Raw genomic sequence first — 12,907 nt, 5'->3', positions numbered from 1 at the left:
ATGAATAATCGAGTAATTGTGAAAGTGCCAGCCAGCACGGCAAATTTAGGGCCGGGCTTTGATACGCTTGGCATGGCTCTTTCGTTATACGCATGGATCGAGATGTCGGCCGCGGAGAAGACAACATTTCGACTGTTCGGCGACAATATGCAAGGCATTCCTACCGATAAATCCAATTTGCTATATGAAGTAGCTCAACTTGTATTTGATGAAGCGGGAGTAAGCGTACCGGAACTGGAAGTGGCCATGTACAGCGATATCCCGCTAGCTAGAGGTCTCGGAAGCAGCGCAACGGCAATCGTTGGCGCGCTGGTAGCGGCAAACGCCCTTATCGGCGGCCCTTTGTCTGACGATAAGTTGTTCCAGCTCGCCACTAAGCTGGAGGGACATCCCGACAATGTTGGCGCATCCTTGTTCGGCGGTATCGTTGTATCCGCATGGGATGGGGAACGCGCAGATTACGTGAAGCTTACGCCACATGCGAAGCTGGAAACATTGGTTGCTATTCCGGCATTCCAGCTGTCGACCGAAAAAGCACGCCATGCGTTGCCTTCGCAAATCAGCATGGCTGACGCTGTATTTAATGTAGGGCGCAGTTCATTGCTTGTTGCGGCGCTTGCGAGCGGCGAGCTTGGATTAATCCGCCATGCCATGCGAGACCGGCTCCATCAGCCTTACCGGGCACCGCTGATCCCGGGCATGTCCACGATACTGGAGCATGCAACGGAATACGGTGCTCTCGGAGCGGCATTAAGCGGCGCGGGCCCAACCCTGATCGCGTTTGTGGAAGCAGGCAGCAAGAACGATTCGGGCTTGGAACCGTTCCTCCTCGGCACGTTGAAGCAGGAAGGGATTGCTGCGGAGACAATGCGGTTGAAGCCTTGCCTTGACGGTCCGGTTATTACTGTAGAGGATATAGCTAGCCCTGCCCAAGACCTCATGGACCGCATAAAAGGAGAAGTTGTACGATGAAGACCATTGCAGTATTGCCTGCCGGATCCGTCTCGGACGAAGCCGTCAAGCGATTATTTGCCATTGAAGGCGAAGAAATGAACTGGAAACATCACCGCTTGATCGCCGATGTATTTATGTCGACGGTTAACGGTATCAGTGATTATAGCGTTGTTCCAATCGAGAATACAATTGAAGGTTCCGTTAATCTGCACGTGGATTGGCTTGTGCACGAGGTGGACATGCCGATCCAGGCGGAATGGGTATATCCTTCCATTCAGAACCTGATCGGCCGAGCTTCTGAAGCAGCAGGAGAAGACGGCGGATTGGATTTCAGCAAGATCAAAAAAGTAATCAGCCATCCTGTCGCAATTGCCCAATGTCTTCAATTCCTGCGCAATGAGCTCCCGCATGCGGAGATCGAAACGGTTGGCAGCACGTCTGAAGGCGTCAAGATCGTGAAGGAAAATCCCGGACAAGGGTGGGCGGCAATCGGCACGATGACGGCAGCCGCCAATAACGAGCTGGACGTGCTTAGCCAAGGGATCACCGATCATGATAATAACTTCACCCGGTTCTTGCTCGTTGGCCCCGAGCCTTTTACGGCGCGCCAATCCGAAGCGCAGAAGACCAGCGTGTTGATTACGTTGCCGGAGGATTTCCCAGGTGCGCTTCATCAAGTGCTAGCGGCATTTGCTTGGCGCAAAATTAACTTGTCCAAAATCGAATCCCGCCCGACGAAGAAAAAGCTGGGCAATTATTATTTTTATATCGATATCGAGATGGCGCTTGACACGGTTCTTCTGCCGTCGGCGCTTGAAGAGATCGAAGCTCTTGGATGCCAGGTGCGTATACTCGGAACTTATCCAAGCTTTACTTATGAGCAGCTTAAGTAATGAAATAGAGAAGATAGCGGTGCCTTTGATGGCGCCGCTATTTTTTTTGCGTGAAGGTGGAGACACCAGCCTATGTTCTGCATAGGATGTAAGGATTGATAGCAGGCATTCGCCGTGCCGTTACACAAAGTACGTGACAGGAGGTTTTTGGCTAGTGAAAATCCATGTAGTAAAGAAAGGCGATACATTGTATTTCATTGCGCAGAAACATAATGTATCGATTGACGACATTTTAAAATTGAACCCTTCCATTACGAACCCGGATATGCTGGATGTCGGAATGAAGCTAAAAGTTCCATCAACTAGTGAAGCAGGCGGAGGAACAGGAGGGATGGACATTATGCATCAGCACGTAGTGAAGCAAGGGGATACGCTTTGGAAACTGTCGAAAGCTTGGGGAGTGCCTCTGGCAGACATGATTAAAGCAAACCCGCAGCTTAAAAACCCGAATGTGCTTTTGACCGGCGAAATTGTCAACATCCCTAAAACGGCTACTCCTACAGAGATGCAATCTGGCGGCGGAGTTACCGCACAAGGTACGGGCAACGCGCATCATCCGCTTCACCCGATGTCGCTTATGAACGGCGTACAAAATTGGGTAGGCAAAAAACCGACAGGCGTTATGCCGTCTGCTCAAACGCCGGCTCAAAAAATCCCGACGGCGCCAATTGCGCCTGCGGGGAAAACGCCAACCGCGCCAATCGTCACTCCAGTAGCGCCAGCTGCAAAAGAACCTGCGAAAAAAGCGCTGCCGGTTCAAAAATCGCCGGATAAAAAAGCGAAACACGCGGAAGAAGCGGCGAACGTGAAACCAAACATGAAACCTAATATGGAAGCGAACGTTCAGCCGAAAATGAAAGCGAATGTCGCTCCTATTATGCAATCCAATGCGGAACCGAATCTGCAACCTAGCGTTGATTTGTTCAAGCAATTCGGCGTTCCTGCCGTTGAGGCAGCTTCCCAGCATCACCATGGCGGTTACGGCAATAATATGGCGCCTATGGTATCTCCAATGCAAGTTGGACCTGGATTTGGCTACGGTTATGGCGGCTGGCCGGGATCCAATGTAAGCCCTGCAAATGAAGGACCGTGGTGCCCTCCTGGAACAATGCCAATCGCTGCTGGCCCTGGTTATGGTTATGGAATGGGCAACGTATCGCCTGCTGTATTTGGTTCGGAGAATGCTTCACCGGTTCTTGGCGCGGACAATGTTGCTCCAGCCGCGCTTGGCGACAATGCGCCGGCAAACGTAAGCCCGGCTGCGGTAAGCCCGGCAATGGGAGGATATGGATTCGTCTCTCCGGCGAGCGTAGGTCCGGAGTATGGCTATGGTTATGGTCCAACTGCCGTATCTCCAGCAGAAACAGGTTACGGCTATGGTCCATCGGCAGTGTCTCCGGCAAATGTCGGCCCAGATTTTGGCCATGGCTACGGCTACGGCCCAACTGCAGTATCCCCGGCAGAGATGGGTCCTGGCTATGGCTGGCCAGGAGCGGTATCCCCGGCAGAGATGGGTCCCGGCTATGGCTACGGCTGGCCAGGAGCGGTGTCGCCGGCAAGCTTTGGTCCAGACAATGTATCTCCGGCTGCTCTAGCGGACAATAATGCCGCTCCAACGTTTGTTAGTCCGGAGATGACAGGTCCTGCCGGCGGTTACGGCTACGGTCCTGGCTGGGTATCGCCTGCTGGCATGGGCCCAGACTACGGCTATGGTTACGGCCATCCGGGAATGGTATCCCCGGCAGAAATGGGTCCTGACTACGGTTACGGTTATGGGTATGGCCATCCGGGAATGGTGTCTCCAGAAGCAATGGGCCCTAATGTAGCGCCGATGGCTCTTGGTTCGAATGTCGGCCCGACGGCTCTTGGCTCGAATGTCGGCCCGACGGCTCTTGGCTCGAACGTAGGCCCGACCGCTCTTGGTTCTAATGCGGCGCCAATGGCGCTTGGCTCTAACGTATCGCCAGCCGGCTTTGCTCCAATGGGCTACGGCTATGGTTATGGCAATCCGGTTGCAGGAGCACAAGGTTTTACTCCTTATTCTTACTGGCCGGGTCAAACCGCAGGCGCGCAAGATGATCCATGCGGCTGCCATGGCGGCAAGCGTATCGAAGAAGAGCCAGTCGAAGCAGAGTTCGCAAGCAAAAAATCAAAACCGCGCAAAACGGCTAAAATCCGTTCAGTTGCTCCTAAGTCCAGAAAAGGAAACCGGAACAGCCAGCCTTGGATTAACCGTTAATGCCGATCCTAATCAGCCTCTTGCCTTTTTTCAGGCAGGAGGCTGAATGCTTTTTTATATACATACATATTTATGGAAGCATTGAGTTAAACTAGGTCAAAAAGAAAAACAAGGGGCCTTTATTATGTTGATGAAGTTTAGCTTATGGAAGCATTTGAAAAAAAGATTGCGAAGAAGCAGGCGGCCAATGTGGACGCTTGGCTCGTTCTTGATAGGTTTGACGGCGGTAGCAGTCACGGCTTATGGCACGCCCGTGTCGGCATCGGATGAAGCTCGCGCCGCTCAGGAACCGGGAGAAGGGAATCCAGGCTTGATCCGCATATTGCAAGAGCATGAAGAGCCGCTTGCGGTTCAATTGCACAAGCGATACATTTGCGGGGATGAAACCCAGCCCTTTGGCCAAATGACATCGGCGGAGGTCATCCGCATTCTGATGTCGCATCCTGAATGGACGGCAATGTTGTCTCAAGATGGACAAACGGTGCTATTGGAACAAAATATCGAGGATTTCTCCCAGTCTTGCAAAGGCAATGTATATATGGGATTGGACAAGCAGGGTTTTTTATCCTTATTTGAAGGAGCTCCCAAGAAGGAGAAGGTGGTAAAAACCTTTTTCCAGCTTGATGTCCGATACATGGAGAGCAGTCTGCCGCAAGATAAGGTAGATCGCCTTGCCGAAGGCATACAAATATCCGATATGGACGAATACAACAGCGTTTTGTCCACGTACAGCGATTTTGCGATGCCGGCTAATCAAAAAGTCATGAAACCGACTTATTAATCGGATGACGGAAACCTTCCGCTTGCTTCTTTGCGGGAGGTTTTTTCATGCCGAGGCTCCCAATCTCAAACGCGTGTTCTCATACGGACCAACTTTTGCTATAATGGACGGATAAGAAGCGGTAAAATACTGCCGCAAAGGAGTTGGCGGATTGCGCGTTCTTGGTATAGACCCCGGTATAGCGATTGCAGGGTTTGGATTTATTGATAAAGAAGGCCATAAGCTGAAGCCGGTGCAATATGGCTGCATTCAGACGGCTGCCCATACGCCTCAAGAAGAGAGGCTTGTACAGATTTATGATTCGGCTGTTGCCCTTATGGATAAGTATAAGCCGGATACCGTCGCGGTGGAGAAATTGTTCTTCAACCGCAACGTAACTACGGCGTTTGCCGTCGGGCAGGCTAGAGGGGTCATTATTCTGGCGGCTGCCCAACGGGGATTGCCGGTTGCGGAATATACGCCGCTTCAAGTGAAGCAGGCCGTTGTAGGTTATGGCAAAGCAGAGAAGCGCCAGGTACAGGAAATGGTCAAAATGTTTCTTAAGCTGTCGGCTATACCTAAGCCGGACGATGTGGCGGATGCGCTGGCAGTAGCGATCTGTCATGCCCATGCTTCAGGTATGACGCAAAAAATTAACGAGGTGCTTCGATGATTGATTTTTTACGCGGACTTATTTCCCATGTGGAATCGGAATACGTCGTCTTAGATGTGAGAGATGTCGGTTACCAAGTGTTTACGCCTAATCCTTACGCCTTTGCGGGCAAAGAGGAGACCGTCACTATTTATATTCATCATCATGTCCGCGAGGATGCGATTCTACTATACGGATTTGAAACCAGAGAAGAGCAGACCTTGTTCCGCAAGCTGCTTGAAGTATCCGGCATCGGACCAAGAGTAGCGCTCGGAATACTGGCCGGAGGGCGTCCCGATGCGGTAATCGGCGCAATCCAGCAGGAGAATATCGCGTTCCTGACTAGACTTCCGGGCATCGGCAAAAAGACCGCTCAGCGAATGATCCTTGATTTGAAGGATAAGCTGGCGGGTTTTGCCACGGATGCGGGACTGCTTGCAGCGGCGGGACTTGCGCCTCATCAGCCAATCTCTGCCGCAAGCGCGCAACTGGGCACCGGAACAGCATGGGAAGAAGCGCGAGAGGGGCTTTCTGCGCTTGGTTACACCGCTGCCGAGCTGGATAAGGCATGGAGCGTGCTGTCGCCATCGGTATCGGCAGAGGAAACGGTAGACTCATTAATGAAACGTGCCCTGCAGCAGCTGTTTAAAGGTTAATGGAAAAGGAGCTGAACAAGGGTGGATGACCGGATTATATCCGCTAACCTCATGATGGATGAGCAGGCCATGGAACTCAGTCTGCGTCCCCGGTATTTGGCTGAATATATCGGGCAATCCAAAGCGAAGGAAAATTTGAAGATTTATATAGATGCGGCCAAGATGCGGAAGGAAGCGCTTGACCACGTGTTGCTGTACGGACCTCCGGGACTTGGGAAAACAACGTTGTCCAACATTATTGCTAACGAACTTGGCGTCAATCTGCGCACAACATCGGGACCTGCCATTGAGCGTCCCGGCGATCTCGCGGCCCTGCTTACGAATCTGCAGGAAGGCGACGTGCTCTTTATTGACGAGATTCACCGCCTTCACCGTACGGTTGAAGAAGTATTATATCCGGCGATGGAGGATTTCGCGCTTGATATTATGATCGGCAAAGGTCCAAGTGCCCGTTCCGTCCGGTTGGACCTGCCGCCATTCACGCTGATTGGCGCAACGACAAGGGCGGGGCTATTGTCTGCTCCGCTGCGGGACCGGTTTGGCGTTATTAGCCGCTTGGAGTTTTATACGGTGGATGAACTGGCTTATATCGTATCCCGTTCTGCCGAAATTTTTGATATTGCCATTATCGGGCAAGCCGCGGAAGAGATTGCGATGCGCTCGAGAGGTACGCCGCGTATTGCGAACCGACTGCTCAAGCGGGTCCGCGATTATGCGCAAGTACGGGGCGACGGCATTATAACCCATGAGATTGCGCAATCCGCGCTTGAATTGCAGCAGGTTGACCCGGTTGGGCTCGATAGTATTGATCATAAAATGTTGCTCGCGATGATGACGACGTTTGCCGGCCGGCCGGTTGGTCTGGATACGATTGCGGCTTCGATCGGAGAAGAAAGCCAGACGATTGAAGATGTATACGAGCCTTATTTGATGCAGATCGGCTTCTTGCAACGGACGTCGCGCGGCCGAATTGCAACGGATCAAGCCTATCGTCATTTAGGAGTGCCGATACCAGAGAGGTGAGGCGTATGAGGAAGCAGCGGGAGAAGTTGTACGTCGTTTATGACGGCACCTGCAATCTGTGCATTGGGACAGTGACCAAGCTGAAGGAGCTCCGCTCGAACGCGGAGCTGATCTTTGTTCCGGCGCAATCGCTTAAGGAAGCGGGAGTTAAGGTGCCGGGCATTGAAAAGGTTGCCGAAACGGAGTTATACGAGAAGATGCACGTCGCAGACGAGAAAGGGCAGCTATACGCCGGTGCCGACGGCGTCGTCCGGATATTGCGAACGATAAACGGCTTCCGGCTGCTCGCAATGCTTTATCGGCTACCCGGCCTTAGCCGGGTTGGCGACTTGGTGTACCGCTATATTGCAAAACGAAGATATGACTGGTTTGGACGTACCGAACAAAGCTGTTCCGTAAATGGCTGCGCCTTGCCGCCGCAACATGAGAGGGGAAAGGGGAATCATTGATGAAATTTCAACGATGGTCGTTCAAGCGACTGACGCTGCTTACGATCGCCGGACTGTTGGTTGTCTCGACCTGGTGGGCCAAGCCTTCGCTTGGCGCCGTACCGAAGCTAGATACGATTCGTGTCGCCATCTATTTGCAATTGCCGGGGAAATATCAAGTAAATACGCCAGCAGCTACTTTTGCGTCTGCTGGAGGTTTGACCATAGGCATGAGCGATCCCGCGGGAACCGTACCGTGGTTGAATATCGGAGCAAATGAACAGTCTCGGGTTGCCAAAGACGATTACAAGGTTAGAGTCGTCGAGACGGAAAGCTTTGACACCGCCCTTGCCGTTTATAAACGGCTTCAGGCTCTGTCGGGCAGCGGTTTTATAACTTCTCTTAATAAAAAAGGCAGTACGGTTTATCAGGTAACGGAAGGTACATACGGCAATTCGGCGGATGCAACAACCGCTATGGCGAAATGGAGCTCGGACAGTACGCTTAGCAAGCTGATCGGCAGTGCAAAAGCCGCGATACAAGGTCCGTTCCACCTGGAAAGCGCATCAACGTACGCCTCCGAAGCCGAGGCGTTGAAAGCTTCCGAAGCATTCGGCGCTGCCGGTGTGGATGCTTTTGTAGGTGTCCGCAATTCGGGCGGCAGCGTGAAATATTCCGTCTTTGTCGGAGCGGCGGCGAGCTCGGCTGAGTTATCCGTGGTGAAGGCAGCTGCCGGCGCGGCGGGCAGCGGACTGAAGGAAGCGGATGACTCGGCTTATCTGCTCGAACGCAATGACCATACGTTAACCGGCAAAGCCGGCAGCCCCGTTAAGCTGTATGCTTTTCCAATTAATAATGCAAAGGTTCGGATTATGCCTGCCGGCGATAGCCCGATTAAACTGACGGAGCGCAGCGGCAGAACTTATCGAGGACAATTCGAGGTTAGTGAATTTAACGATAAGCTAGCGGTCGTCAACGAACTGCCTACCGAGCAATATTTATATTCCGTGGTTGGCGGGGAAATGATGGCGTCATGGCCGCTGGAAGCTTTGAAGGCGCAGGCGGTATCGGCACGAACCTATGCGCTTTATCAAGGCGCGGGTTTCCAGATTGCCAACGTTGTGGATAGCGTGAGCAGCCAGGAATATCAAGGTACCATTACGGAGAAGCCTTCAACGATTCAAGCGGTAGATGAGACCGCCGGTGAAGTTATGTTGTATAACGGCAAGCTGATCGAAGCATTATTCTCATCGAATGGCGGCGGTCAAACGGCCGATGCTTCAGAGATCTGGGGTAATTCCGTTGCTTACTTGAAGAGCGTATCGAGTCCAAGCGACAGTTCGTCGGAGAAAGGCTTGTACACCTGGTACCGGGTTGTGCTGCCAAATAATCAGACAGGTTATATCCGCGAGGATCTGCTCACCGATTCCGGCCAGACGAATGCAGCAGGCGTAAAACTGATGACCGTGAACACAGACGGTACGAAGGTTAGGAAAAACCCGAAAGTAGAAGATTCGCTCCCTCTAGTCGGACAAGTGAACCAAGGAACAGCGGTTGCCGTTCTTGACAAGGCCGTTGAGAATAACGCGATGTCTTGGGTGAAAGGACCGTTTACTTCTTCGGAGCTTATCGCAACGATGACAAAGCAAGCAAGCGTAACGGGACCAATAACATCTCTGCAGGCTGGATCGACGGGCCCATCCGGGCGTGTTACGCAATTGCTTGTCAACGGACAGCCTTACAAGGTAAAATATCCTGATGTGCTTCGTTCTGCGCTTGGCGGCTTGCCTAGTACGTTGTTCAAAGTGGATGAAACCGCGAAGGTAACGATGCTTGGAGCTGGCGGTTCCACCCGCACAAAGACTTCGTCCGCACAGCCGGTATACATGATTCAAGCCGGCGGGAAAGTTACGCAGGCAGACGGCAATGTCATGGTCATGAACGGAGATAACCATCTTCGCGCTACAACCAAAGATCCTTCATTCCGTTTCGTCGGGTCAGGAAACGGCCACGGAATCGGATTATCCCAATATGGAGCGCTTGGACTGGCACAGCAAGGGTATGACTACTCTTATATCTTGCAATACTACTATAAAGATGTAACCATCGCTAAGGAATGATTGATTCGATGAATGTAGATTTGTTTGATTTCGAATTGCCGGAGCATTTGATCGCCCAGACGCCTCTCGCAGAGCGCACGGCATCGAGACTATTGGCGCTTAACAAAGAGACCGGTGACATTGCGCACCGCACGTTTACCGATCTCGCTGATTATATGAATCCGGGAGATGTGCTTGTACTGAATAATACCCGCGTTCTTCCGGCGCGTCTGATGGGGATCAAGGGGGATACGGGCGCAAAGATTGAACTTCTTCTCCTGAAGCAACTGGAAGGAGACCGTTGGGAGGTGCTAGCGAAGCCGGCTAAGCGGATGAAGGTAGGCTCGGAGCTGTGGTTCGGCGATAACGGCCACGGTGAGCCGCTGCTCCGCGCTTTCGTTGAAGATGAAGGCGATATGGGCGCGAGAACGATTCGGTTCCAATATGAAGGCATATTCCAAGAGCTGCTTGACCGGCTTGGCGAGATGCCTTTGCCTCCGTATATCAAAGAGAGGCTGGAAGAGCGGGAGCGATACCAGACGGTCTATGCCAAACATGAAGGTTCGGCAGCTGCACCTACGGCAGGTCTCCATTTTACAACTGATTTTCTGCGGCAGCTGGAGGACAAAGGGGTTAAGATTGCATATGTAACCCTGCATGTCGGTCTTGGTACTTTCCGCCCGATGTCCGTAGACAAAGTCGAAGAGCATGAGATGCATTCGGAGTATTACGAACTGGACGAACATAATGCTTCAATAATAAATGAAGCCAAATCGTCTGGAGCTCGTATAATAGCTGTGGGCACGACTTCGTCAAGAACGCTTGAGACGGTTGCCGCAAGATTTGACGGCGGTCCGATCGAGGCCTGCAGCGGATGGACGGATATTTTTATTTTTCCGGGTTATAAATTCAAGCTGTTAGATGCCTTGCTGACAAACTTCCATTTGCCGAAGTCGACGCTTGTCATGCTGGTCAGCGCGTTAGCCGGACGGGATGCGATCATGAAGGCTTATCATGAAGCCGTTCGCGAACAATATCGCTTCTTCAGCTTTGGCGACGCCATGTTTATCTATTAGCCTATATTGAATTTGATACGAGCACGATAATTCCATAAAGACAGGAAGAATGAATAGTGGCTGTAAAATATGAATTAATTAAAGTTTGCAAACAGTCCGGCGCACGTCTTGGACGAGTTCACACCCCGCATGGCGTCATTGAGACCCCTACCTTTATGCCGGTTGGAACGCAAGCAACCGTGAAGACGATGAGTCCGGAAGAATTAAAAACAATGGATGCTCAAATTATTTTGAGCAATACGTATCACTTGTTCTTGCGCCCTGGCCATGAGATTGTCGGTAAAGCCGGCGGGCTCCATAAATTCATGAACTGGGACCGGCCGATTCTGACCGACAGCGGCGGCTTCCAAGTGTTCAGTCTTTCCGAGATGCGCAAGATTACGGAAGAAGGCGTCCAATTCCGTTCGCATCTGAACGGGGACAAGTTGTTTATCTCTCCCGAGAAAGCAATGGAAATTCAGAACGCGTTAGGGTCGGATATTATGATGGCCTTTGACGAGTGTCCGCCTTATCCGGCTGACTATGATTATGTGAAGCAATCGCTTGAACGGACAACCCGCTGGGCAGAACGTTGCCTCAATTCCCATGCCCGCAAACATGACCAAGGTTTGTTTGCGATCGTGCAGGGCGGCATGTACAAAGACCTTCGGATTCAAAGCGCGAAAGATTTGACTTCCATGGATTTCCCGGGGTATGCTATTGGTGGACTAAGCGTAGGCGAGCCTAAGCATTTGATGTACGATGTGCTCGATTATACTGTTCCGGAGTTGCCGGCTAACAAACCAAGATATTTGATGGGCGTAGGTTCGCCGGATGCCCTAATTGAAGGATCGATCCGCGGCATAGATATGTTTGACTGCGTATTACCGACGCGTATTGCCCGGAACGGGACAACGATGACAAGCCAAGGGCGCCTGGTTATCCGCAACGCGAAGTTTGCGGAAGACTTTGGACCGCTTGATCCGGAATGCTCTTGCTACACCTGCAAGAACTATTCGCGGGCTTACATCCGCCATTTGCTGAAGGCGGACGAGACTTTTGGCATTCGACTTACGACTTATCACAACCTGCATTTCCTATTAGAGCTCATGCGTGGGGTACGTCAGGCAATTATGGAAGACCGGCTTCTAGATTTCCGCGACGAGTTTTTCACACAGTATGGCCTGTTTAATAACGAGAAGGGCTTTTAAGCTTAGATTTTAGGGAAAGGGGGGAATTTCCATGATGACATATTTGGCAGCAGACTCAGCTGGCAGCACGAATATTTTTCAGATGATCTGGCCTTTCATTCTGATGTTTGCGGTCTTTTATTTCTTGCTTATCCGTCCGCAACAGAAGAAAACGAAACAGCGCAACTCTCTTCTTAGCCAACTGAAGAAGGGCGATAAAATTCAAACCATCGGCGGCCTGCAAGGCACGATCGTTGAATTGTCGGACGACGTTGTTGTTCTTCGCGTAAACGATACAACGAAGATGACGTTCGACCGCAGCGCAATCAGCTCCGTGCTGAACAGCGCTCCGGCAGCAACGGAATAATTCACGCATGCAAAGAAGCTGACTTTTATAGTCAGCTTCTTTTTCATTGACCTTGATGTATGTAGTATGTGCAGGAATGATACGCATTATTTCTTCAGATTGACGCCAATCATCCCGCCAAATGCTCCGGCGAGCACGGCGGCAAGCAACATCATGGCACTTTTGGCCGACAACCCGCTGTCCGCTGCAAGAAAGCCGATGGTCAATACCGTGATGCCGTAGATCAAACCAAGCAAAGCGCCTTGATACCAACCTTTAGCGCCTGAGCGTTTGCCCGATACAAAACCGCCTGCAAGAGCGGAGAAGCCGTGGACGGCAAGCGAATACTGAGGCAGGTTATTTTCCTTCATGCCGCTGAAGTAGAGCAGGAATGACAGCAACAAAGCCCCAATTGCCAGCCAAATAATCGAGAAGATGACACCTGCAATCAGCGGAGAACCGATACGAGGCGGCCGGACAATTGATTTGGTCGAATTCATGTTATCCCCCCTTGTACAAGACTATTAGTACACCTTATGGTCAAGCCAGGCGGAATAGACCAGCCGATTGGGACAGACTGGACGTTATTTGCATCTTTTTTGTATAATTTGC

Annotated in this window: 13 protein-coding genes; 12 read left to right on the top strand and 1 reads right to left on the bottom strand. The window is 51.6% G+C overall.

Annotated features, from left to right (window positions below; translation table 11 throughout):
* From thrB to yajC, 12 genes are all read left to right on the top strand, one after another.
* The gene (gene thrB / locus QQK89_RS19330; protein ID WP_284240294.1) at positions 1-972 is read left to right on the top strand and encodes a homoserine kinase; all 972 of its coding nucleotides are present in this window, start codon (positions 1-3) and stop codon (positions 970-972) included.
* A complete protein-coding gene (gene pheA / locus QQK89_RS19325; protein WP_284240293.1) occupies positions 969-1,847 on the top strand; it encodes a prephenate dehydratase in 879 nt (292 codons plus the stop codon). The genes thrB and pheA overlap by 4 nt, the downstream gene beginning before the upstream one ends.
* 154 nt (positions 1,848-2,001) lie before the next feature.
* Positions 2,002-4,086 (top strand): LysM peptidoglycan-binding domain-containing protein, encoded by a 2,085-nt coding sequence (locus tag QQK89_RS19320; protein ID WP_284240292.1) that lies wholly within the window; start codon positions 2,002-2,004, stop codon positions 4,084-4,086.
* Positions 4,087-4,210: 124 nt separating this feature from the next.
* Positions 4,211-4,867 (top strand): BofC C-terminal domain-containing protein, encoded by a 657-nt coding sequence (locus tag QQK89_RS19315; protein ID WP_284240291.1) that lies wholly within the window; start codon positions 4,211-4,213, stop codon positions 4,865-4,867.
* A 151-nt stretch (positions 4,868-5,018) separates the two neighbouring features.
* On the top strand, positions 5,019-5,519 hold the full coding sequence (ruvC, locus tag QQK89_RS19310; RefSeq protein ID WP_284240290.1) for a crossover junction endodeoxyribonuclease RuvC: 501 nt from the start codon (positions 5,019-5,021) through the stop codon (positions 5,517-5,519).
* Complete coding sequence (gene ruvA / locus QQK89_RS19305; protein ID WP_284240289.1) at positions 5,516-6,154, top strand: Holliday junction branch migration protein RuvA; 639 nt, start codon at positions 5,516-5,518, stop codon at positions 6,152-6,154. Before ruvC ends, ruvA begins: the two co-directional genes overlap by 4 nt.
* 21 nt (positions 6,155-6,175) lie before the next feature.
* Positions 6,176-7,177, top strand: a complete 1,002-nt coding sequence (gene ruvB / locus QQK89_RS19300; protein WP_284240288.1) for a Holliday junction branch migration DNA helicase RuvB — start codon at positions 6,176-6,178, stop codon at positions 7,175-7,177.
* Positions 7,178-7,182: 5 nt separating this feature from the next.
* On the top strand, positions 7,183-7,626 hold the full coding sequence (locus QQK89_RS19295) for a thiol-disulfide oxidoreductase DCC family protein (RefSeq protein ID WP_284240287.1): 444 nt from the start codon (positions 7,183-7,185) through the stop codon (positions 7,624-7,626).
* Positions 7,626-9,725, top strand: coding sequence for a SpoIID/LytB domain-containing protein (locus QQK89_RS19290; protein WP_284240286.1), 2,100 nt, complete (start codon positions 7,626-7,628; stop codon positions 9,723-9,725). Before QQK89_RS19295 ends, QQK89_RS19290 begins: the two co-directional genes overlap by 1 nt.
* Before the next feature lie 8 nt (positions 9,726-9,733).
* Positions 9,734-10,780: a tRNA preQ1(34) S-adenosylmethionine ribosyltransferase-isomerase QueA gene (queA, locus tag QQK89_RS19285; protein ID WP_284240285.1), complete on the top strand. Its 1,047-nt coding sequence runs from the start codon at positions 9,734-9,736 to the stop codon at positions 10,778-10,780.
* A gap of 53 nt (positions 10,781-10,833) precedes the next feature.
* On the top strand, positions 10,834-11,970 hold the full coding sequence (gene tgt / locus QQK89_RS19280) for a tRNA guanosine(34) transglycosylase Tgt (RefSeq protein WP_284240454.1): 1,137 nt from the start codon (positions 10,834-10,836) through the stop codon (positions 11,968-11,970).
* Positions 11,971-12,001: 31 nt separating this feature from the next.
* Complete coding sequence (gene yajC, locus QQK89_RS19275; protein ID WP_284240284.1) at positions 12,002-12,316, top strand: preprotein translocase subunit YajC; 315 nt, start codon at positions 12,002-12,004, stop codon at positions 12,314-12,316.
* Positions 12,317-12,402: 86 nt separating this feature from the next.
* On the opposite strand, the gene QQK89_RS19270 is transcribed toward yajC, so the two are convergent.
* The gene (locus QQK89_RS19270) at positions 12,403-12,795 is read right to left on the bottom strand and encodes a TIGR04086 family membrane protein (protein ID WP_284240283.1); all 393 of its coding nucleotides are present in this window, start codon (positions 12,793-12,795) and stop codon (positions 12,403-12,405) included.
* Positions 12,796-12,907 lie beyond the last annotated feature (112 nt).

The organism is Paenibacillus glycanilyticus (assembly GCF_030161375.1).
Taxonomy (GTDB): Bacteria; Bacillota; Bacilli; order Paenibacillales; family Paenibacillaceae; genus Pristimantibacillus; species Pristimantibacillus glycanilyticus_B.
Note: the sequence above shows the minus strand (reverse complement) of the source record. Positions and strands in the feature narration are given on the sequence as shown.